This is a genomic window from Actinomycetota bacterium (assembly GCA_009923495.1).
Taxonomy (GTDB): Bacteria; Actinomycetota; Actinomycetes; order S36-B12; family UBA5976; genus UBA5976.
In genome coordinates this window covers 1-20,437 of record RFTJ01000006.1, presented here as the reverse complement: position 1 = coordinate 20,437, position 20,437 = coordinate 1, and the positions used below count along the sequence as shown (strand labels likewise).

At 47.9% G+C, this 20,437-nt stretch carries 23 protein-coding genes and 1 riboswitch; of the genes, 8 read left to right on the top strand and 15 right to left on the bottom strand.

The window, feature by feature from the left end; all coding sequences use genetic code 11:
• Positions 1 to 38: 38 nt before the first annotated feature.
• From EBS36_03795 to EBS36_03765, 7 genes are all read right to left on the bottom strand, one after another.
• Complete coding sequence (locus EBS36_03795) at positions 39 to 1,130, bottom strand: undecaprenyl/decaprenyl-phosphate alpha-N-acetylglucosaminyl 1-phosphate transferase (GenBank protein ID NBU32277.1); 1,092 nt, start codon at positions 1,128 to 1,130, stop codon at positions 39 to 41.
• A gap of 3 nt (positions 1,131 to 1,133) precedes the next feature.
• Positions 1,134 to 2,399: a serine hydroxymethyltransferase gene (locus EBS36_03790; GenBank protein NBU32276.1), complete on the bottom strand. Its 1,266-nt coding sequence runs from the start codon at positions 2,397 to 2,399 to the stop codon at positions 1,134 to 1,136.
• 96 nt (positions 2,400 to 2,495) lie between these two features.
• Positions 2,496 to 3,242 (bottom strand): Sua5/YciO/YrdC/YwlC family protein, encoded by a 747-nt coding sequence (locus EBS36_03785; GenBank protein NBU32275.1) that lies wholly within the window; start codon positions 3,240 to 3,242, stop codon positions 2,496 to 2,498.
• Entirely contained in the window at positions 3,178 to 4,080 is a 903-nt protein-coding gene (locus EBS36_03780; GenBank protein ID NBU32274.1) for a peptide chain release factor N(5)-glutamine methyltransferase, read from the bottom strand. The genes EBS36_03785 and EBS36_03780 overlap by 65 nt, the downstream gene beginning before the upstream one ends.
• 14 nt (positions 4,081 to 4,094) lie before the next feature.
• Entirely contained in the window at positions 4,095 to 5,177 is a 1,083-nt protein-coding gene (gene prfA, locus EBS36_03775; GenBank protein ID NBU32273.1) for a peptide chain release factor 1, read from the bottom strand.
• Between the two features lie 98 nt (positions 5,178 to 5,275).
• Positions 5,276 to 5,485, bottom strand: a complete 210-nt coding sequence (locus EBS36_03770; protein NBU32272.1) for a 50S ribosomal protein L31 — start codon at positions 5,483 to 5,485, stop codon at positions 5,276 to 5,278.
• Positions 5,486 to 5,589: 104 nt separating this feature from the next.
• A complete protein-coding gene (locus EBS36_03765) occupies positions 5,590 to 7,245 on the bottom strand; it encodes an alpha/beta fold hydrolase (protein ID NBU32271.1) in 1,656 nt (551 codons plus the stop codon).
• 238 nt (positions 7,246 to 7,483) lie between these two features.
• On the opposite strand from EBS36_03765, the gene EBS36_03760 reads away from it, so the two are divergent.
• Positions 7,484 to 8,218, top strand: a complete 735-nt coding sequence (locus EBS36_03760) for a hypothetical protein (protein NBU32270.1) — start codon at positions 7,484 to 7,486, stop codon at positions 8,216 to 8,218.
• A gap of 14 nt (positions 8,219 to 8,232) precedes the next feature.
• Here the strand turns inward: EBS36_03760 and EBS36_03755 are convergent, their stop codons facing one another.
• A complete protein-coding gene (locus EBS36_03755; GenBank protein ID NBU32269.1) occupies positions 8,233 to 8,571 on the bottom strand; it encodes a hypothetical protein in 339 nt (112 codons plus the stop codon).
• A gap of 81 nt (positions 8,572 to 8,652) precedes the next feature.
• The gene (locus tag EBS36_03750) at positions 8,653 to 9,612 is read right to left on the bottom strand and encodes a hypothetical protein (GenBank protein NBU32268.1); all 960 of its coding nucleotides are present in this window, start codon (positions 9,610 to 9,612) and stop codon (positions 8,653 to 8,655) included.
• Positions 9,613 to 9,693: 81 nt separating this feature from the next.
• On the opposite strand from EBS36_03750, the gene EBS36_03745 reads away from it, so the two are divergent.
• Both EBS36_03745 and EBS36_03740 read left to right on the top strand, forming a co-directional pair.
• Positions 9,694 to 10,590 carry an NUDIX hydrolase gene (locus EBS36_03745; protein ID NBU32267.1) on the top strand — a complete coding sequence of 299 codons (897 nt, stop codon included), beginning with the start codon at positions 9,694 to 9,696 and terminating at the stop codon, positions 10,588 to 10,590.
• An 89-nt stretch (positions 10,591 to 10,679) separates the two neighbouring features.
• The gene (locus EBS36_03740; protein ID NBU32266.1) at positions 10,680 to 11,060 is read left to right on the top strand and encodes a hypothetical protein; all 381 of its coding nucleotides are present in this window, start codon (positions 10,680 to 10,682) and stop codon (positions 11,058 to 11,060) included.
• Positions 11,061 to 11,095: 35 nt separating this feature from the next.
• On the opposite strand, the gene EBS36_03735 is transcribed toward EBS36_03740, so the two are convergent.
• The 3 genes from EBS36_03735 to EBS36_03725 are packed head-to-tail and all read right to left on the bottom strand — an operon-like array spanning position 11,096 to position 13,032.
• Positions 11,096 to 11,926: a hypothetical protein gene (locus EBS36_03735; GenBank protein NBU32265.1), complete on the bottom strand. Its 831-nt coding sequence runs from the start codon at positions 11,924 to 11,926 to the stop codon at positions 11,096 to 11,098.
• A complete protein-coding gene (locus tag EBS36_03730; GenBank protein ID NBU32264.1) occupies positions 11,919 to 12,443 on the bottom strand; it encodes a hypothetical protein in 525 nt (174 codons plus the stop codon). Before EBS36_03730 ends, EBS36_03735 begins: the two co-directional genes overlap by 8 nt.
• Before the next feature lie 46 nt (positions 12,444 to 12,489).
• Positions 12,490 to 13,032, bottom strand: coding sequence for a protein phosphatase (locus tag EBS36_03725; GenBank protein NBU32263.1), 543 nt, complete (start codon positions 13,030 to 13,032; stop codon positions 12,490 to 12,492).
• Positions 13,033 to 13,069: 37 nt separating this feature from the next.
• Here EBS36_03725 and EBS36_03720 point away from each other — a divergent pair, with 37 nt between their 5' ends.
• Positions 13,070 to 13,735 (top strand): sigma-70 family RNA polymerase sigma factor, encoded by a 666-nt coding sequence (locus EBS36_03720; GenBank protein ID NBU32262.1) that lies wholly within the window; start codon positions 13,070 to 13,072, stop codon positions 13,733 to 13,735.
• On the opposite strand, the gene EBS36_03715 is transcribed toward EBS36_03720, so the two are convergent.
• The 3 genes from EBS36_03715 to EBS36_03705 form a co-directional block, all read right to left on the bottom strand.
• Positions 13,719 to 14,189 carry a hypothetical protein gene (locus EBS36_03715; GenBank protein NBU32261.1) on the bottom strand — a complete coding sequence of 157 codons (471 nt, stop codon included), beginning with the start codon at positions 14,187 to 14,189 and terminating at the stop codon, positions 13,719 to 13,721. The two genes, EBS36_03720 and EBS36_03715, sit on opposite strands and share 17 nt — an antisense overlap.
• Before the next feature lie 351 nt (positions 14,190 to 14,540).
• Positions 14,541 to 15,179: a hypothetical protein gene (locus tag EBS36_03710; GenBank protein ID NBU32260.1), complete on the bottom strand. Its 639-nt coding sequence runs from the start codon at positions 15,177 to 15,179 to the stop codon at positions 14,541 to 14,543.
• Complete coding sequence (locus EBS36_03705; GenBank protein NBU32259.1) at positions 15,172 to 16,191, bottom strand: hypothetical protein; 1,020 nt, start codon at positions 16,189 to 16,191, stop codon at positions 15,172 to 15,174. Before EBS36_03705 ends, EBS36_03710 begins: the two co-directional genes overlap by 8 nt.
• A 148-nt stretch (positions 16,192 to 16,339) precedes the next feature.
• Here EBS36_03705 and EBS36_03700 point away from each other — a divergent pair, with 148 nt between their 5' ends.
• The 4 genes from EBS36_03700 (at position 16,340) to EBS36_03685 (ending at position 20,183) form a co-directional block, all read left to right on the top strand.
• Positions 16,340 to 17,023: a sigma-70 family RNA polymerase sigma factor gene (locus EBS36_03700; GenBank protein NBU32258.1), complete on the top strand. Its 684-nt coding sequence runs from the start codon at positions 16,340 to 16,342 to the stop codon at positions 17,021 to 17,023.
• 217 nt (positions 17,024 to 17,240) lie between these two features.
• Entirely contained in the window at positions 17,241 to 18,830 is a 1,590-nt protein-coding gene (locus tag EBS36_03695; protein ID NBU32257.1) for a tetratricopeptide repeat protein, read from the top strand.
• Positions 18,831 to 18,902: 72 nt separating this feature from the next.
• Positions 18,903 to 19,013, top strand: a riboswitch (SAM riboswitch).
• Between the two features lie 9 nt (positions 19,014 to 19,022).
• Positions 19,023 to 19,490 (top strand): hypothetical protein, encoded by a 468-nt coding sequence (locus EBS36_03690; GenBank protein ID NBU32256.1) that lies wholly within the window; start codon positions 19,023 to 19,025, stop codon positions 19,488 to 19,490.
• A gap of 471 nt (positions 19,491 to 19,961) precedes the next feature.
• Positions 19,962 to 20,183, top strand: a complete 222-nt coding sequence (locus EBS36_03685; protein ID NBU32255.1) for a hypothetical protein — start codon at positions 19,962 to 19,964, stop codon at positions 20,181 to 20,183.
• Positions 20,184 to 20,437: the final 254 nt, after the last annotated feature.

Below are 20,437 nucleotides of genomic sequence, written 5' to 3'. Positions count from 1 at the left end.
CCAAATGTGCAGTAAGTGAATTACGAGTGAACTGAGATTTAATTTACGACACTATTCTCTGGTGGATTTAGTACCCAGACGATAAGCGCAAAGATGCCAAAAGCAACGCCAACCGCGGTCAGCCAAACGGGAACAAATGCCAAGCTAACGGCGCCAAAGGCAACCACTGCCGTAAAAGTAGACATGATCAACACTGCGCGCTCTTGTCCGTGTCCAAGATCTAGAAGTCGGTGGTGTAAATGCTCCTTATCTGGGGCAAAAGGTGAACGCCCTTTGCGCGTTCTTCGGACAATCGCCAAGAATAAATCGACGAGAGGTACCGACAGAATAATTAAGGGCAATACCACTGGCAAAAAAGCTGGCAACAAGACGCCACCAGTTAAGCCGCCTGGGTCGACTTGTCCGGTGAGCATGATGCTGGAAGCTGCAAAACAGAGTCCAATCAGCATCGAGCCGGTGTCACCCATAAAGATTCGAGCGCGGAACCAATTGTGTGGCAAGAACCCTATACACATGCCAACCACAGCTGCAGAAATTAAAGTTGCTAACGTGGCACGTTGATAGCCGTTCTGCACGCTAAGAAAGTACGAATAGGCAAAAAAGGCTGCAGCACCAATGGCACCAAAACTTGCCGCGAGGCCGTCAAGACCGTCAGTCATATTTACTGCATTGATGCTTACCAAGACCACTAGGACGGTTGCCAACACCGAAGTGGATGGATCGAGAATAAAAATCCCGCCAATTGGAAGCCAGACAAGTGTTACGCCTTTGAGCGAAAGTACCGCAGCCGCCAAAACCTGACCAACTAACTTTGTTGGTGCATCCAAGCCAAAGCGATCATCAAGAATCCCCAGGATCACAATGATTCCGGCACTTAATAGAAGAGCTGTTATCTGTTTTCGATCTTGAAAAATTGTGCCCATTAGCGGCAGATTGCTAGCGAGTAATACGGCAACTAAAAATCCGCCAGCCATCGCCAAGCCACCCCAACGCGCAGTCGGTAGCAGGTGTACGTCTCGGTCACGAACTTCCGCCATTGCGCCAAATCTAATTGCACTAGCACGCACGAGCGGAGTGAGTAAATATGTCACCGCTGCTGCTGCAAACAGGCAAAGTAGGTATTCGCGCATTGGTTATGGCCGTGGGTACGCCGGAAACGCCGAAACTAAATCGTGAACTTCTGCTTTAACTTGTTCGTGAACCTGGGCCGAATCACTCTTAACCGCCCGACCAATTAGTGAGGCAATCGTGCTCATTTGCTCCAAGCCCATACCTTGAGTGGTTACTGCTGGCGTGCCAACGCGAATTCCACTTGCCACACTAGGCGGTGCCGGATCGTATGGAATCGCATTCTTATTTAGAGTAATTCCTGCTGCGCCGCATCGGGCTTCTGCATCTTTGCCCGTTACATTAATCCCTTGCAAATCGAGTAAAGCAAGATGAGTGTCGGTTCCGCCGGTTACTGGGCGCATACCTTCTGCGACCAAACCTTCAGTGAGCGCTTGCGCATTGGCAATTACATCTTTGGCATATTTCTGATACTCGGCGGTAGCACATTCTTTCAAGGCAACCGCCTTGGCCGCGACTAGATGCATCATTGGCCCACCCTGCATCATCGGAAATACTGCTTTGTCGATGGCAGCGGCGTGTTCTGCCTTACACAAAATCATGCCGCCACGTGGTCCACGCAGAACTTTGTGAGTTGTGAAAGTGACAACATCAGCATGTGGAACTGGTGATGGAATCGCCTTTCCAGCTACAAGACCAATGAAGTGGGCCGCATCAACCATGAGGATTGCGCCAACTTCATCAGCAATGTCACGAAAAGCAGCGAAATTGATCAAGCGTGGGATTGCTGAACCACCGCAAATGATCATGCGCGGCTTGTGTTCACGCGCTAATGTGCGAACTTGCTCGTAATCAATATCTTCAGTTCCTTCAGCAACGCCATAGTGCACGACATTGAACCACTTGCCACTAAATGAGACATTGGCACCGTGAGTCAAGTGGCCCCCATGTGGCAGGCTCATCGCCAAAACAGTGTCACCTGGTTGGCAGAAGGCGCCATAAACTGCGATGTTCGCACTAGCGCCTGAATGTGGCTGAAGGTTTGCGTGATCGGCATCGAATAGTTGCTTGGCGCGCTCGATTCCGATATTTTCAGCGATGTCGACAACTTCACAGCCGCCGTAGTACCGCCTACCGGGGTAACCTTCTGCATATTTATTACTAAGAGTTGAGCCAAGAGCAGTTAGTACAGCTGGTGAAGTAAAGTTTTCGCTAGCGATTAGTTGCAGACCGCCACGCAACCGAGCCAATTCGTCAAGTAAGACTTTGGCAATCTCAGGGTCTGTAGTCTGCAGTTCATTGAAATCAGAACCATAAAAAACTTCACTCATTTTTCACCTCAGATTTGGGGGTTACGCTTACTTAGTCTATGGGCAGGCAAATGTTCTCCCCTACGAGCATTGACCATGAAATAGGTCACGGCTGCACTAGAAATTTCCGTTGTTTGTAGCATCAACAACTGCAGGCACTACTGCTCGCAAATCTATCAACGAAACATTGCCAAGCCGAACCAGTCGCAAGCTGTCGCCTATTGCGCTGACCACACTGGAAACCGCCCCAGATAACGGCCCGGCGTCTACATAAATAGTCACAGAATCGCCATGAAGTTCGCGCGCTTGAGACAGGTTGGTCAATGGCGCTTGTCCCGATTTTTGCGCACCTGTCATAGCAGTTGGACCGATGGCATTGAGCACTGAAATTGCGATGTCATTTTTTGGAATTCTGATTGCCAATGCGCTATCACTAGGCTTAACCGCCAATTCAACACTTGGTTGATTTCGAGTTAGCAGGGTTAGCGCGCCAGGCCAAAAAGCTAAAACCAAGTCCCGCGCCAATTCAGTGAATGTTGCTATGCCATCGACGGTTGCCAGATTTCCAGCACCGACTGGAATCGGAGCGTCCTCAGGTTGATTTTTTGCAGCGCGCAATCGTAAAACCGCAGCCGAATTGAATGCATCACAAATGATTGCATAACTAGTATCAGTCGGAATGACAGCTAATTCGCCATTAGCAACTGCTGTGGCTACTGCGGAGGTCGCTTCAGCAAGTGCCTCGACTGTGTAGTCCGTTGAAAGATCAAAAATTTGTGACACAGTCTTATCCTTGCACTTAGCTTTTTCGTTCGGCCCGAATTGCCGTGGTAAAGCGGGGCAGGTTGTTGTAATCCAGGTGATCGGTTACTTCAAGCCAAAGTGGATCTCCATTTTTATCAACCATATTTCGCAGCACCTCTGGGAGTCCATTGTCACCCTCGCCCTGAGTATCGGCATGTTCCATGGCAAAGCACCCGCCAGAAACTAATAACTGGGCGGCCGTTCCTGCAACTGCTGTAGGAATTTCGAGTCCGTCGGTGCCACCGAAAAGTGCAAGATGCGGGTCATGATCTCGAACTTCCGGATCGCGAGGAATCATGTTGTTGGGAATGTACGGTGGATTAGAGACTACGACATCGACTTTATTGAACCAATCCGCGAATTTTTCTACTTCTCCAGCATCTAAAGCGTGCACTGCCACTCGAGAATTCTTTTGTTCGCAAGACTCGCTCCAGCGATCAACATTTGTGAGTAACCAGCCGAGCGCATCATGGGATAGCTCCACGGCATGAACTGAAACATTTGCCACCTCAGTTGCAATACTCAGCGCAACTGCGCCACTACCAGCACACAAATCAAACACTACTGGTTTGCGCACATCCGATTTGATTTCTGCTTTTGCCAGCCGGTTCGAGATGAAATCCTGTGTAAAATCTATCGCTACTTGGGTAAGCAATTCAGTTTCTGGACGAGGCACAAAAACTCCTGGACCCACCTGCAGAGTTAAATATCTGAAGTGAGCCTGACCTATCAGGTGCTGAAGCGGGACCCGCCGGACCCGCTGAACTAACAATTCTGTGAATTGGTTAGTGGTTTTTGCATACTCCATTAATCGCAGTGCATCATTTTGGGCACTGTCAACGCCGGCAGCGCGTAATTGCTGCTCTGCCTGAGCCAGAAGGGTGCGATCTACTTCCATGAGGTTAGGCGGATTTAAGCGCCGACGTCTTTGAGTTTGGCTTGCATGTCAGCTTCAATACACGCCTGAATAACAGGATCTAATTCACCGGCTAGCACTGCGTCTAGGTTGTTAGCTTTAAAGCCAACTCGGTGATCGGCCAGGCGGTTCTCTGGGAAATTGTAAGTTCGAATTCGCTCCGATCTATCAACAGTTCGCACTTGACTCTTGCGAGCATCACTAGCGGCAGCGGCAGCCTCTTCTTCTGCCAATGCCAAAAGTCGAGCGCGAAGGATGCGCATCGCAGATTCTTTGTTCTGCAATTGGCTCTTCTCGTTTTGACATGAGACAACTACTCCAGTCGGTACGTGAGTAATGCGCACCGCTGAATCAGTTGTGTTAACGCTTTGGCCACCTGGGCCACTTGAGCGATACACATCAATGCGCAAATCGCTGGGAAGAATCTGAACATCAATTTCTTCGGCTTCTGGTAACACCAATACGCCTGCCGCTGAGGTATGAATTCGGCCCTGGGATTCAGTAACAGGAACGCGCTGCACCCGATGTACTCCACCTTCATATTTCAGGTTTGCATATGGGGCTTCTTCAGGTGTCACAACGCCTCGAGCTTTTACACTTATGGCAATGTCTTTGTAGCCACCCATGTCAGATTCTTCAGCTTCAAGAACTTGAGTCGCCCAACCACGCTTTTCTGCGTATTTCAAATACATGCGCATCAAGTCCCCAGCGAATAGTGCGGACTCTTCGCCACCGGCGCCAGCTTTGATTTCTAGAATTACGTCACTGCCATCAAGGGGATCGCGCGGAATTAGTAATGCCTGCAATTTTTCGGCCGCCTCATCGCGAGTTCTGGCAAGATCATCGGCTTCAACCAACATGGCCGGGTCTTCGGTGCCCATTTCTCGAGCGACGATCTCGTCTTCACAGAGCTGCTTCCATTCCCGGTACTTTGCTACTACCGGACGCAGTTCCGCATGGCGCTTGCCAATTCGTCGAGCTTCGTTCTGATCTGAATGAGTGGCAGGGTCACTGAGCTTTGCCTCTAACTCGGCATACTCAATAGATAGAGTCTGTGCTTTAGCAAAATCTTGACTCATGTTGACCTTCTAACCTATGAATTTTGACTGGAAATTTAGCGACAAATAAAAAGGTGCCAGCGTCGCCCAAAGGACAACGCAGACACCTTGATATAAAGCTAAGCCTGCTTGCCGAAACGCTTTTCGAATTTAGCAACACGACCACCGGTATCAAGAATCTTCTGCTTGCCGGTGTAGAACGGATGGCATTCACTGCACACGTCTGCATGGATTTGCCCAGTTTTTGCAGTGCTGCGAGTTTCAAATGAGTTACCACATGAACATGTGACTTTGGTCAAAACATATTCTGGATGGATGTCGGCCTTCATTACTATCTCCTTTTCGTGCCCTCGGGTCGCCCAAAATTCTTAACTGGCGTGAACCGAGGTGCTAGATAAGTGTGCCACCTTTAGGGGTTTTTCAGCAAATGGGGCTATTTATTGCAGGTAACTGCCTTAGTGGGCAACTTATCGTCAATGAAATAATCAATAAATAAGCGGTTGAGGCAGGCGTTATCAAAGCGGGCAACTGGTGCGTGCCCTGTGCCATTGAAAGTGACCAATGGAGATTGCAAATCTCTGGCTGTTTGCACGGCAAATGGATACGGAGTCGTTGACTCGTAGCGAGAGCCCACTACTAACACCGCTTTACCCGAGGTATTGGTACGAATTGGCTTAGTATGGGGTGGGTCTGGAATGGCGTCATCAGATTTAGCCAACCCGGTCCAACTAAGAGGTTCTCGCTTTCCCTTATACACGTAGTTACTCGGATCCGAGGTTAGCTGAGTCCAGAATGGAGAGGCATCGCGTATTTGCTTTGCTAGTCGCTTTCGCTGAGCGGAAGTGGTTTTGTCAACTGGATCAAGATCCATTGAATTGACGATATCCAAAACTTCGTAGCTATTGTTTCGCTTAATTTTATCCGGCTGATAACTAGAGCCACCTAGGGAATCTGGATCGTAGCCGTCCATCATCATGGCAAACCATTCAAAAATGCCATTCCACCGATTCTTACCACTGACCTGATCGAGTCCTTGATTGAAGTATTTTTGAACTTCTGCATTGTCGTAATAAGTCATGACGAATATTCCGTGAGTAAACATATATTCATTGCTTTGGTGAATTTCATTTGCCGGATCAATAACTTTCATGCCAGCAAAACCTTTTAACTTGTTGTCATCACCCCACTGCCGAACTTTGAGCATCAACTTCTGTACGGCAGAAACTTTCATCTTCCTGGCTTTGGCGTAACCTTTGACTAATCGCATGACATTAGCCTCTAGGGATTTTGCTTCTGCAATTTGCACGGATGCCTTTGCTGGGTCATTCGTAGTCGGACTATCTAAAGCAATGTGGCCGATATGTTCTGGATACCTTGTTATGTATTGTGATGCGATTGTCGTGCCATATGAAGAGCCAAGAAAGTGCAGCGGCTCATCGTTGGTTACAACTTTGCGCATCAATTCGAGGTCGCTGACCACATTGGCAGTAGTTAAGGTCCACCAAGATGGATTACTTTGACTGCACTGCCGGTAATAATTATCACTTCGGTCAACGCCTGCCAGATACTCCTTATTATTTGATGGAGTAACTTCGCCAACCCAGTAACTTTCGTAATCAAGTTGGGTACTGCATTTAATTTGATTTCCGGAAGCCGGTGCAGACTTATTGACACCTCGGGGATCAAAGCCAACTATGTCATATGCTTGACGTATCTCAGTTGGAAATTCAGTCCACTGTAGCTCCTCGATACCAGATTCACCTGGACCGCCGGGATTGATGAACAATGTTCCTAATTTTGAACTCCCAGTTGCTGGCTGGCGCATCATGGCGATTTTGAAGTCAGGCAGTGATTGAGATCCTGAATACACTGCTGGCACCGAAACTACCGCGCAATCGGCCCGGTCTTTTTGAAAACTCTCGCCTAGGCGGTCGGTGGCCATGAAGTAATCGCTGGGACAATCCCCCCAAGTTACTTCCTGACTAAGGTATGAGCTCAAATTGGTGACCGTATCGGCTTTGATGGCTGACCCGCAGGCGGTCGCACCCAGTAAGGCGACCAAAGCTACGCAAATAATTCGAACTCGCATGACGCTCCAAATTTCAAGCTGATGGATGTTGCTAACTTACAATTACCCGCTGACAAATAGCCATAAACGCATTGAAATTTACAACTTGATTATCTTTGTTCAGAATACTCGCTTGATTCCTATTGGGATAGGGCTGAATTTGGCGAATGAAAATCTGCGGCAGAAGTAGCTATCAATCCCAAACTTTGCGCAATTCTCTGCAAAAATTCCAGTAAGTAACGAAAATGAGGTTAAAAAAATGGCCAACCAAAAAGATTCGGCAAATAAGACCATCCCTGAAGAACTCGAAGCTGACCTGCTCAAAGTTGAGAAGAATGTCGAAAAGGCAGAGCGCGGAGTCCGTGATGCTTTTGAATTACTCAGCGAACGGGCCTTGTTTGGCGCGCGCTGGCTTTTACTCCCTCTTTATCTAGGCTTAGCGGCAAGCCTATTTTTCGTTGTCTACAAATTCGTCTCGACTTTTTACGAAACTGTCAGAGACTTGCCAGAAATGGATCTGCACGGAGCGACGCTTGAAGTGCTACAACTTCTAGATATTACGTTGCTCGGAAACCTAGTGGTAATCATCATCTTTAGCGGATATGAAAACTTTGTCTCCAAGATAAACGTTGCTCAGTCTTCGGTTGACCGGCCAGCCTGGATGGGAAAAGTTGACTATTCGGGACTGAAAATTAAGTTGATTGGCTCTTTGGTTGCTATCTCGGTGATTGAATTGCTCCATGATTTTATGAATGCCGAAAACATTGATGGTGAAGTTGAAAAGTGGCGAATCGGTATTCACTTAACATTCGTAATTTCAGGAGTTCTGTTCGCACTCATGGACTTTATCGCTGACCGGCGCACTGCATTTGAGTTAGATGTCGAGCGCAAAGATTTGGAACTTGAAAAATTACGCTACGAAATTGAACTTTTCCGTCGTGAGCATCGCGATGAACAGTATCGGCGACATGAAAGCGCTAGTGCCGCGGACTAACCGATATCAAGACTTTAAATTGTTCGGGCTTTCTCATCCTCAACATCGTGCATAGTAGACCAGACTTTGGCACAGGCTTGGGCATACTGTTTCCCACGCAATACCTGAACTCGGTCTTTGTAGTTTGTGTAATCAGCTGTGGCCAATTCGTTTAATAAGTAGCCCCCAAGCAGTAACTCATCAACGATTACCCGATACGGGTAGTCGGCGTACGGCGTTGCAATGATCTCAACTTCCGCATATTGAGCCAATCCCTGCAGAGCCTGCCGATCGCGTGACCTTACCTTGAATTCTGGTGAGCCATTTGCAGTTCTTACTGCTGATAGAAATCCATTTTGCGTAAATACCCACATACTTATCCGTCCTAAATCTAGAAGTTTAAATTGAAAATAAATGTTGGTGCCCCTGCTTTATGCAAGGGCACCGTCAAATTCTTATGCAGCCAGAATTAACTCGTGGCGAGCATTTACAACTGCCGTGTGAAGCAGATTGCGTTCGCTGGCTCCAACAAGGCTGCGCATGTCGATTCGTTCACTGCTGCCAATGAGCAGATTCGGAACATGGGCTGATTCTGCCAGTGGCTGATCCATAATGTAATCGGCAAATCGTACTGCTCGACGAGCCGGTGTACTTTCACCGCTTGCATGCGGGGCATCAATTGCCACTGCATCGAGAATTCCTGCTAATTGCTCGCGGAAAGCAGCTTCACTGCTGAATATTTCTAACAACACTGGTTGTCCCGACAGTCCGATGATTAGTCCATTTTGGCCTGGCAACGGATTAGCTGAAAGTTTTTGTAAATCTTTCTTGAGCGTGTTTGCCATTAGCGAGTTGTTCTGGACCTTCGAAGATTCGAATTCATCGTTGATAACTAGCAAGTCATCCGATTTTAGATTTCGAATGCTGTTAAGTGAGGAAGTGCGACGAGTGCCATAGCTCTTTTCATAGAAATTTACCCGCTGCCAAACATCATGCTGATCAGCAAAGTTAGTGCGTGCACCACGACGTAAGCCGCGAAGTGCGCCAACGACAGTAATTGGCGCTCGGCCATCGAATGCAGTTGGTACCTTGCTACCCCATCTGCCTTGCTCAACACAGCGCACATCAAGTAGATCGTTCTGACCGGGCGCTAAGAGCACATCAGAAGTTAGAACTCGGGTCTGCAATCCCCCATGCAAGATCGTACCTTCAGGGATAAGGACGCTAGTTGTTGAAGCATTCTTTGCTAGCAAAGTCTCAACGCTGGCTGATTCGAGTTCACCAATCTCTAGGCCATTTGGCGCAGCGGTGGTGTAGATTTCATCAGTTCGGTTTTCTGACCAGACCGGAAATACTGAGATGGGACCAACATGGGTTCCGGCTCCAACATGGAACCTCGTAGTTAATGTGGGCATGTGACCTACCTTTCGGGTAATTAACTCAATGTTGCGTAAATTGTAGCATACGTTTACGCAAAAATGCGTTAATGTTGAAATATGTCTGAAAATACTGAAGAAAATGAAGATTCATTTACTGTTATTGTTGAAAAATTCTCCAACCTGTTAAGAAAATCCGATTTCCAAGCGCAGCCAAACTTGACTCAGCTAAGGCACTACCTCGCACTACTAAAGGACCGGCCGGAGTTAGGCTGGGCGCCATCTGATTTGGCAGCATATCCTCGACCCAGTGTTGCTGCCGATGTCGCAGTTTTGTCTGTAATTGAGTACCAAGGACACCCCGCATTAGTAGCCCTTGCGCACTTACGTGGCATAGGACACGAAGCAGGCAAATGGGCCCTGCCTGGTCGAATGCTCAGAGAGCATGAGACTTTGGAAAAAACTGCTCATGATGCCGTGAACCTAAAAATCGGCATTGGCGATTTGGAATTGGACCAAATCAAAGTGTTCGATGAACCAGATCGCGATCCGCGAGGTTGGGTGCTTTCTGTTGCACACATGGCTACAGTTCCTGCGCGGGTGGCACAACGTGCTTTAGACAACCCAAATGTTGGTGCAATTTTTATAAGTGGAGATCATTATGAATTTCCAGATGACCAAGATGACTTGCCGTACGAACAGCGACAAATTTTGCGCGAAGCAGTCAAGGAACTACGCCGCAGATATTCACTGCTACCCGATCCTGGCCGAATTCTGGATCACGAGTTCACATTGAGCCAACTCCGAGAGGTACACGAGGCGATTCAAGACACTGAGATTGCGCCAGATACTTTCCGCCGGGAGATGCTTCCCAACCTAAAGGCAACTGGTCATCGAGCCGAAGGATCTGTTGGTAAGCCACCGATGATGTACCAGCGCAAGGAGCGCTTCGAAAGCAAAGTTAGAACAAGCAGATTTCTTGCTGCCCGAATGATTGATGTGGACAATTTTCTCTAAGTACTCCGACTTACGCAGTGTGCAAGGTTGCCTGAATTAGTGAATGGGTTTGCTCTAGACTTAACTAACTACGCTTTCTAGGAGAACAAATGGCGAACTGGGAAACAGTTTCTACCGAGCTGCAATCTGCTTATGCAGTCACGGGCAAAACAGCAAACTCATTAATTTTGGAACTCGATAACTATAGTCGTAAGCAAACCGTTGTAGTCAAGCACATTGATTCGCCCAATGATCCCTGGATCTCGATTTTTTCTAGAATTTGCCAGTTAGACGAAGTTGTTCCCGAGACCGTGTTGATTGAAGCTAGTGAGACTCCCTTCGGCGTCTGGATAGACGATAACTTTTATGGTCTAATCCATTCATTCCCAATCGCTGATTTGGATGAAAATGAATTGACTGCCCCACTGCGCCTAGTGATGGAACATGCAGACAAAATGGAGCGCAAATTAACAGGGCGCGACGAACTGTAGTTCGTTGGCCGCGCCCATTTTTTGCCCTCGATCAGTTAGCTCGAGCGCGATTTTTGTGCTCTGTCCTGTACTAAAGCGAGCACTTTAGCGTTCGCAACGGTTAGCCGGTAAAGATATTCGCGGCCAATTTCTTGAATGAACATATCGCGCGTGTATTTGTGGTCGGGCTTTCCAGCAAGCCAGTCAAGGCAACGCTGGGCATCGACTGAATCTCGAGTTAAATCGATGTCGATTTCCCAGTCTCGATTCTTTTCCAATGTCGACTCATCTGATGTTTCCAAGGTCCACGGTGATTGCCATCTGCGACGAGAAATATTGGCAACTCCTCTAAATGGCGAGAACGAGATTAAGTACTCGTATTCACTCGCAGTTTTTATGTTGGCCAAGAACTCACTCATTTCATTCCAGACTTCAATCTGGGCAGCCAGCCGCTCTCGCTGAAGTTCAGGGTTCTGATACACCCCGCCCCAGTTACTTTGTTGAAAGATCGTAAAACAGCCGATCCGAGCAACAAGACCCATGGCATAGGAATTGAGGCCATGACCAGCATGTGCGAAAACCATGAAGTCGTAGGGCGTCAGTTCAGCTATCTGGGGTACCCAACTTCTTCCTGGCATTAGGTAGGTATCCATGGGATTAGCGCAGTGTTCCGTCGAAATTCCAAACCATTTTGTATTTGCTAAAACTCGTTGCCGTAAATGAGCCGGAACGATCGGCATTTGAAGACCACATTGCTGCAGCTGTAAACCAAAGTCAATGATTGCATCAGTTGACGTGTAATTCTCGGTTTGTTTGCGCCAACCGTAATTTCGAGTTAGGAGCGAGGAGTAGTTTTCCTTGCTGGATATTCCATAGTTCTCAGACATTTGTATGCTCCGACTTGTTGCTAGTTTCTACATCTTTGGCCAACAACCACTGAACATAATCTTTATTGCAAAGCACCAATGGGCTTCGAGTTTGACGAAGATGGTCAATTGTTTCTTGTGCTGAATAGCCATAATTCATTAAGACCATCGTGATTAGCAGTCCCGAACGATTCAATCCAGACAGGCAGCGAACAAGGACGTTCTTTCCTTGCTCTAGTTCGAAGCAGATCAGTCTCACGAGAAACTTTAAATCTTCTTCATTGAACTCACTTACTTCGCCATCTTGAAATGGCTGACGAATCTCGCGGACAAACCAGTCGACCGGATTGCTCCACGCATGCAGTGTTACGACTGTGTCAAAGCTCCTTTTGGTGATGCGCGGTTCGAGTAACTCCGAGCGACCTATTGTGTCGTCATCATCGGTTCCACCCATCCAGAGGTTTGGATACACCTCAGTCCAAACCTCTTTGGGCATCAACTCGGCATATGAGCCAAGTCCTTCACTTTTTGCTGTCATATTTCTCCTTTTCTGTTCATGGCGTTTGGGTCACTACATAGACGGATTAGGCAGCTGAGGGGCTGCCTAATCCCTTTCGATATTTCGGTGCTTCATCGATCAGCCAGTTCACAAAGGACTGATTAAACAATGCGTTTCGTGAACGCTTTGCCCGGATTAATGCAATTGCCTCTTCCGGCTCATGCCCAGCAAGGATTAGCGTTAGCGCAGTAATCAAGCCCGAACGATTTAGGCCAGCCTGACAACGGATGAGCACTCGGTCGCCTTCGCACCAACGCTCAAACGCCCAATTTGCAAGGCGTACGATTCGGGCAACATCAACTCGATCCATGTCACCATCACCGAAACCGTAACGCAGCTCTTCGACTCCCCAGCTAAATGGATTAGCCCAGGCATAGAGAGTGACAACTGCGTCAAACGGTGCACAGTAATCAAGATTTGGTGCATAGACGGCAAAATCAACTGTGTCGTCGTCTGCAGTTCCGCCCATGAAAAGGCCAGGCAGAATTTCATTGAACAGTTCACTTGGGTAAGCAGACTCTTCGTGCCAACGGGGTGCTATTAAGTTATCTGATGAATCTTCGCTCATCGGGTTCCTCCTTTAAGGGTTCTAATTACTTAGACGATTGACTCGGGCAGTTATCAACAAAAAAGTTAAAGATTTTTCAAGAATTGCCAAAATTCCTGATTTTTATGGGCTTTTGTCAGTTCGTACTGGCACAATTACCACTATGAGCGACCAACCAATTAGCGACCACAAGGATCCTGAGCACCTGAAAATGTTGCTTTCCTATGCTTACGACCGAGCCCTTCACCAGACTCGTAACCATGATTGGGCTCAGGAAGCTGCCGCCGAAGTTATGGCCAAACTCGTTGCCCGACCCACCTGGCCTGAGAATGAGCGAGGCTGGATCTCAGCCGCCATTCTCAACTGCATAATTGACCGCACCCGCCTGAAATTTGAACGAGATCGGATACTGCAAGCGCAAATCCCAGTCAAGGAAAATCCCAGTGGTCCAGACGGCGCGTTAGACGAGATTATCGCTGGCTACGTCCAAGCACAGCGCACCAGTGAATACGCATTCCTTCGCCAACTTGCTCGAGATTTAGAAGATCAAGTTAGTGTCAAAGAATGGGCGGTTCTGATGGCTGCTATGGATCAATGCAGTAATCAGGAAATTGCCGACTTACTTGGCTATGCAAGCGCTGCTTCGGTTGCTCAAACCTTGTCAAGGGTTCGCAAAAAAATTCGGCCCTACGTGAGCGACTGGCAATTTAATCGTCTGAGTTAGGTTTATTAAAGCCACTCGGTCTAAAAGGCGACCAGCCAAGATTACGAACACGTTTACGCTCTTTGTCGCGCCACCGATAAATTGTGCGCTCAGTTTTACCATACTTAGCAGCTAGCTCAGCAGCAGGCTTGTCACTCCAAATATCCTGCAGCCACTCGAGGTTTTCTCGGCGCTTTTCCATGGTGACAAACTTGCGCTTGCCCCGGCGTGCTTTGGCCCGATCTTTGTCGTCAAGGCCGCCCCAAATGCCGGCATCTTCATTGTCGATACCCCACTGAGCGCACTGCGCCTTTACCGGACACTTGTCACATATCCTTTTGGCCATGACCGACTTCTTGTGATCTTCGTCGTCAAAAAGTGTGGGATCTTTGCCGATGCAATCCCCTTCTGACAAAAAAGTAGGCCACTTCATGGCGGCAAGTTCGGCTAATAGTTCGTTGTGTTCAGACTGCATTTTTCATCCTTCTTTCTGGTTCATCAATAATTTTCTGGGTCTTACTTCGTTTAGGTTCACATACGTTTGCTGGGAAAACTGCAGACTATGACACGTATCCCACCCTCGTGCGGCACAAAATATTGCTTGATTTTTCAAGGTTTTTCATACTTTGCGCCTCCTTGTCGCGGTTGGGATTCGATTAGAACATCTGTTCGAATTAAGTTAGGACTACCTTTTTACTCTTCTTTTTGTTCCAATGCAAGCCCACAGCGAAATTAAATTGGATACATCGCAAATTGGTCCTAAATTATTCGAATCCTCACAACAAGCCCGCTGCAATTTTTATTCCCGCCAGCCTTTAGCGTGTTGCTAAAAGAGTCCACCGAGCTGACGGGCAAACCGTTTCCACTTTTCGGGCACATCGGGAGCGTCTTGGATCGCTTGACGAACCTCCGGATCGGCCGCCTGGCAAATGGTCCACCAATCTCGTTCTGTTTGGATCAAGTCGACGCGTTTTAGCAACGCCAAGTGCACCCGCGTCGGACCGGACACAACCAGCTCGTTCATATTCCAATCTGGAATTACGGTTCCTTTTGGTAATGCTCGAATTATCGCCGGTCGATAACGGGCAGGATAAAACGGAATTACCGATTTGTAGTCGAACAGCGCAAGCAACCTTTCTAATGGAAGGCTCTTGTACTGGTAACGCATCTGCTTCCAAGCGTGGCCTTCCTGGGGTATGGCCGCAGTGCTCATTTGCCGCATGGCGATGTCGGCGATTGCTTCAGTTGCCATGGGATTGTGAGCCACGCTGTGGCGCACAATCCGTTTCGGATCATGCGCCAACAGTTCGAGTATCCGAATTGGAGTGGTCAGGTCCTGAGCAACCAGACTGCGCATCAACATCAGTTCCTGCTCATATGGCGCAAGGTACTGAGCCAATTCGGCAACCTGCTGTGGGGTTTGATCTGTGCAATCCGGAACTTCATCTGGCAGTAATTTAGGCATTATCACCTGCCAGGCGGGCTCCCATGGCCGCAGTAATAGTTCTGGGTCGAACTGAATCTGCACAATAGACAGACTCGGCCCACATTTCTGGCGTTGCATCGTCAGGGCGATATCCGCCAGCGCCGCCGATCAGCATCGGAAGTGCAGCTAATGAATCGCGGCTGAAGATTGAATCAAAAACTTTAATCAGGATTCCGCTGTAGTACTGCAAGTGACTTAGGGGATCATCGTAGTGTCCGTCCGCGCCAGCGGCAATGAAAATTATATCTGCGCCAAATGCCGAAGCAAGCTCAGCAAACTCCAATGCCGCCTTAACGAGTGCTTCGTCGTGGCGGAAATTGAATCGTCCGTTGCTGAATTCTGCATTCCGTTCATCAACACTCAATGGACAATTGTAAACATGACAAGCGGGGTCGTTACTGTTGCCAGTTCGTGGGAAAAGGCCCTTTTCATGAACCGAATAGGTCAAGATATTCGGGTCTGATGCACACAAATTTTCTGTACCATCCCCGTGATGTGCGTCGTAGTCGAAGATAGCGACTTTGTATCCTCGTGCTACGGCGATTTTGGCCGCAATAGCGAAGTCGGCAAAAACGCAGAAACCCGACGAATGATCCTTCTGGGCATGGTGCTTTGCACCCGGCAAATGAACAGCTAATGGAGATTTTCCCTCAAGCAAATAATTCAGCGCGGTCAATGTGCCGCCAACAAAGGTGCTGGCTAATTCTGACAAATCTGGGCGCTCACCTGTCCACTCGTGACATGAATGATCATCAAGGACCTCGCTAATGTAATCCTGTGTGTGTACTAATGCCAGCTCGCTTCGAGTGGCTTGGCGCGGCTCGACAGTAAGCACCTTGCTACTCGTAAGGCGGTTCATAATTTCGTTGTAGCCATTGATAAATCGGCGACCCTGCGTTGGATGTATTTCATCAAAAACCCAGTTTTCGTATTCTGGGCTGTGCACAATAACCACATCTGGGGTGTCCTTCGGGCTAATTTGTTCGGTCATGATTCTCCTTTTCTGTGGCAGATTTTTCCTCCACACAAGTAGAGACGAATGGGAACGCCCTCATGTCAACATTGCGTAAAAAGTTTTCTCCAGCCCTGCAAATAATGGTTTTTCGCGGGAATCTAAGCGCCCAAAGTAGCATTGTGAAATGACAGCTGAGCGCGACAACGACCAAATTGACCAAAATGAGCTCAACTTGCAGTTTCCAGATTTGGGTGATGCAGAGCTGGAATCGTATGATCTCTGGCAGGAAGCTCAGGAAATCTATTTTGAATCCAAAGCCGAACCAACTGGCGTTATTGATGACTGGCAAGAGGTTTATGAATACACCAGAAAATGTGTCCGTCAGTCAAAGGCGCTTCGCTCAGATGCCGAAGATATCGTGCAATACGTAGTCAAAAGATTGCACCGAGAAAACCTGCAAGTTCGCCACTGGAAGGCTTATGTCCGAATTGCGGTGATAAATCGAGTCATTGACCTTTACCGGAAGCGCAAACGAGAAAATCAGTCATGGCATGGCCTACCTGAACCTGGCGCTGAAGATTGGCAGACAGTTCGCACCATTTTTGACGCGCCTATCTTGGTGATGAAGCCGCAGGAATTGTCGATCGAACTTGCCTCAAATTCAGTGGTCGCACATATTTTGAGCGAGGTTCCGCAGAGCCATCGTGAGCTCTTTATTGATTACCTAGAAGGCGTTCCCTTGGACGATTTGGCTGAAATCTATGGTTACGCATCTGCCCGCTCGGTATCCCAAACAATTAGCCGTATTAAGAACAATCTGCGCAAACGGTTCGCATCGGACCGGGCGTTATTTGGCGAGTTTGATTGAGTCCAGATGTTATTTCCATTTCCTGGCAGATTGGCATCCAGGCTGCCGAATTAGGGGTAATCCGCAAGTTTCGAGGGTAAAGATTTACCTTAGGGTTTTGGTTCACTAACGGCGAAACGCGCAACGTCATCTGAGCGTGCTTTTGTCATACCCCAGGAGTAAGTTAGTCACTCCCGCCAGATTCTCTGGCTCGGTTGCCTGATGACAACAATGACAGATGGAGGCCGCCATGAGCGACAACTACAGCGAAATGTCCGATGACGAATTATGGGATCGCTACCACGAAACTTCGGATTTTGAGAAGGGCCAAATACTCATAAGCCTCCATCATCGCCGTTCCCACGAAGGCGAACACAACACCGCTATGGCAATGGCCGAACAAGCCCTTGAGATTTTCACGCGGATTGATGCCGTCCGCGAGATTTCTATCTCCAATCAACTAATTGGACACTCGCAAATGGCGTTAAAAGAATATTCCGGCGCAATTGATTCCTACGGTCGGGCGGCTGACTTTGCTGTTTCGTGTGGAAGTGACTCCGACACAGCTTGGAGTGAGAACTGGATTGGCGATGCGTATTACCGCTTGCAGGATTATGAAAATGCGGCCAAACACTACGACAGCTCAGAAAAAATCTTTGATTCAATTGACGAACAACGCGGTGTGGCAATGTCTGCTCAAGATAAGGCCGATGCATACATGCGCCTTGGTCAATATGACAAAGCTATTAGGGCTTACGAGCGGGCTCTCGAAAATGCCATCTCTGCCGAAGCCCCGCACCAAATTTATAATGCGCACTTCAACATAACCAATGCCTATGTGGCAATTGGTGATGTGGAAAAAGCTTTTGAATTTGCGGAAAAAGCTCTTGCAATTGGTAAAACCTGTTCATGTCGAAACTGTGAAGTGGATGCCAAGGCACTCATGGGTGAAGTCCTTGCGCTCAATAATGCGATTCCAGAGGCGGTTTCGTACTTGGAAGGTGCTCGCAAAGTTTATTACGAGCGCAATGACTCTAAAATGCAGTTAATCGTTATCACTGAGCTAGGTATGGCCGAACTAGACCGCAACCCGCGCAAGGCTCGCGAGCATCTTGAACACGCCATCACTCTGATCGAGATGTATCCCAATCGTTTACGCGAAAAGACCCGGGCAAATGTTGGACTTGGCTTTTTGGCACTAAATAACGGACGTTTTGAACTAGCAAGCTGTCACTTTGCGATTGCTTACGAAGCAGCGAGTATGCGCAAAAATCTGGATAGCGAGCGGCATCGAATGCTCCCAATGTATTTAGATTCATTGATTAGCAATAAAGAGCCAGAAGTGATTATCGCTCTGTTAGAAAAAATTGAGTCCGAGACAATGCCCTGGTGTGTGAGTGAGGTTGTTCGCCATGCTTACCAAGCAAAGGCGCTTTTGATGTTGAATGAACGCGAGAGCGCTCTTGCCACTTGCACTCAAGGACTGCATCTAGTCAGCACATCCGGAGCAACAGCCGAGAGCAGAGCAATCCTGCATGAAGTGCACGCACGGCTCCTGAAAGAGTCAGATCCGCGCCGGGCAAACCAAGCTTTCCATAAGGCCATGGCCTATTACCTCGAAACTGGCAGGGCAGATTTAGCCGAGGAATTGGGTAAGGAGTCTGTAATTGAGCCCGATACTCGAATCGCAGCTATGGCAGCCCATGAGGATAGTAGGAATACCTATGATCAAGTGTTTGGTGCATCTGATCCAATAAGCGAACAGGTACAAGAACACAATGCACAGATTTATTCGTTCCCAGAAACTCCAGAAAGTGGTGAAGCTTAGCCAGCCAACGGACACTGGCAGAAACAATATCTGTCAGTGTCCTGTGTTAAGTTAGCAACAAACTAAATAATCGATCAAGAAAGTAGCGCTAAGCCTCTCGGCTAGCTACGCGGCAACCGCGCATCGCGCACGGTGCCCCCGAGAGAAGATCAGCCAACTGAAAGTAAGTTGGACGAGCGAAAGGACAGCCACATGAGTGCTGAAAAACCGAAAAAACCTGCCAAAAAGGAAAAGGTAGTAAAACCACGGCCTGATTCCAAGGTTGTTCCCGCAAGAAGCAAAGCCGACAAGGCCCGCCCGGCCCAAAAAGAAAACTTTGTCCAAGTTTCCATTCCCAAATCGTTAGCCACAATGAGTGAAGAAGAAATCATGCAATGGGCAAAAGGGCTTTACAAAGCTGTGGTGGAGCAGCTCGCACCTGCAGTTATTGATCAGGTCGCCCAAAACCCAAAGCCAGAAGCGTCTTTGAGCCCGCGTGCCCGTCGATATCTGCTCACCTCAACAATGCCCGTTGCTGATGTCGAAGGTTCAGAAACTCAGGAAGTGAAGGTTCAGGCACCCAGCGAAGATCTCGATGAATATTTGCGCGACATGGCTGGTGAATATGGAATGAACCCGAGTAGCAATTCAGTCATTGAAGAGCTACGACTTTATCTGTAACCGATCTCATCTAACTTAAAAGGACTTAACATGACAAACCAACCAAGACCCGAAAAAATTGCTCTGGTAAAAGTGCCGAACCTTAAAGACATGACCCCCGAAGAGCTAAGTGAATGGGCCGCCCAGTTACACGCAAAGCTGGTTGCCAAGCTGCAGAAAAGTGTTTCCGACGAGGATGTTGAACCGAAGTGATAGCAAAATATCAGGATTTAAGAATTGGAATTACCGACGCATCACTTATTGCCCTAGCCGCAAGATTTGAAACAAACAAGATTTTGACATTAAATCAAAGGCACTTTAGCGCGATGAAATTACTATCCGGAAAAACAGTTCAGATTATCCCTGGCTAATTTGCTTTGGGTAAATACTAGCGGGGCTGCCATTTACACCGAAGAGATTGGTCCAATAGTTCTTTCTTGTAAGACAAGCCTGAGAGAACGTTGGAAGCAAGCAGAATTTGAAGCTCAGTTGATGAAACGGGATTATCCAAATTCAAGGTCCTTCTTGATAACCATGGACCCCAAAGAGACCAGTGTCGCAAACAAGATAAAGAATGGACCCAAGACTGGCTTAGAAAAAGTGATGAGACCAAATCAACCTGCGTTCGACAGGCTCATAGAAGAAATCAAGAATTACTCCGTAATTCCTGCACCAATCGGAGTTTTTTCTAAACATACTCTCGTAAAGTTATAGCACGAGAGTTTAGATTTTAGAGTGTTGGTGTAATCCTTGAATGCAGACATTACCCTTAGAGAATATCTGGGTTTTCAATCTGATAAAAACATAAGTCATCTCGCGGATGATGAGATAGTCGATCTAGTAATTAGATATGGCATATGGCCTTCGATAAATTCATACAAATTGGCGCCCTGGCTTGCTCGTTACGCATTGCGTCGCCAACGTCACCGGATTGATGATCGAGCCCCTGGAGAGAAGAGAGACCTTTG

Excerpts from the sequence above, each read along its gene's own strand:
- EBS36_03795 (NBU32277.1), bottom strand. The coding sequence starts at position 1,130 with ATGCGCGAATACCTACTTTGCCTGTTTGCAGCAGCAGCGGTGACATAT.
- EBS36_03745 (NBU32267.1), top strand. The coding sequence starts at position 9,694 with ATGTCTGAAAATACTGAAGAAAATGAAGATTCATTTACTGTTATTGTT.
- EBS36_03760 (NBU32270.1), top strand. The coding sequence starts at position 7,484 with ATGGCCAACCAAAAAGATTCGGCAAATAAGACCATCCCTGAAGAACTC.
- EBS36_03735 (NBU32265.1), bottom strand. The coding sequence starts at position 11,926 with ATGTCTGAGAACTATGGAATATCCAGCAAGGAAAACTACTCCTCGCTC.
- prfA (NBU32273.1), bottom strand. The coding sequence starts at position 5,177 with ATGAGTCAAGATTTTGCTAAAGCACAGACTCTATCTATTGAGTATGCC.
- EBS36_03705 (NBU32259.1), bottom strand. The coding sequence starts at position 16,191 with ATGACCGAACAAATTAGCCCGAAGGACACCCCAGATGTGGTTATTGTG.
- EBS36_03730 (NBU32264.1), bottom strand. The coding sequence starts at position 12,443 with ATGACAGCAAAAAGTGAAGGACTTGGCTCATATGCCGAGTTGATGCCC.
- EBS36_03685 (NBU32255.1), top strand. The coding sequence starts at position 19,962 with ATGAAACGGGATTATCCAAATTCAAGGTCCTTCTTGATAACCATGGAC.
- EBS36_03710 (NBU32260.1), bottom strand. The coding sequence starts at position 15,179 with ATGCCTAAATTACTGCCAGATGAAGTTCCGGATTGCACAGATCAAACC.
- EBS36_03750 (NBU32268.1), bottom strand. The coding sequence starts at position 9,612 with ATGCCCACATTAACTACGAGGTTCCATGTTGGAGCCGGAACCCATGTT.
- EBS36_03780 (NBU32274.1), bottom strand. The coding sequence starts at position 4,080 with ATGGAAGTAGATCGCACCCTTCTGGCTCAGGCAGAGCAGCAATTACGC.
- EBS36_03695 (NBU32257.1), top strand. The coding sequence starts at position 17,241 with ATGGAGGCCGCCATGAGCGACAACTACAGCGAAATGTCCGATGACGAA.
- EBS36_03770 (NBU32272.1), bottom strand. The coding sequence starts at position 5,485 with ATGAAGGCCGACATCCATCCAGAATATGTTTTGACCAAAGTCACATGT.
- EBS36_03715 (NBU32261.1), bottom strand. The coding sequence starts at position 14,189 with ATGCAGTCTGAACACAACGAACTATTAGCCGAACTTGCCGCCATGAAG.
- EBS36_03755 (NBU32269.1), bottom strand. The coding sequence starts at position 8,571 with ATGTGGGTATTTACGCAAAATGGATTTCTATCAGCAGTAAGAACTGCA.
- EBS36_03740 (NBU32266.1), top strand. The coding sequence starts at position 10,680 with ATGGCGAACTGGGAAACAGTTTCTACCGAGCTGCAATCTGCTTATGCA.
- EBS36_03725 (NBU32263.1), bottom strand. The coding sequence starts at position 13,032 with ATGAGCGAAGATTCATCAGATAACTTAATAGCACCCCGTTGGCACGAA.
- EBS36_03700 (NBU32258.1), top strand. The coding sequence starts at position 16,340 with ATGACAGCTGAGCGCGACAACGACCAAATTGACCAAAATGAGCTCAAC.
- EBS36_03765 (NBU32271.1), bottom strand. The coding sequence starts at position 7,245 with ATGCGAGTTCGAATTATTTGCGTAGCTTTGGTCGCCTTACTGGGTGCG.
- EBS36_03790 (NBU32276.1), bottom strand. The coding sequence starts at position 2,399 with ATGAGTGAAGTTTTTTATGGTTCTGATTTCAATGAACTGCAGACTACA.
- EBS36_03690 (NBU32256.1), top strand. The coding sequence starts at position 19,023 with ATGAGTGCTGAAAAACCGAAAAAACCTGCCAAAAAGGAAAAGGTAGTA.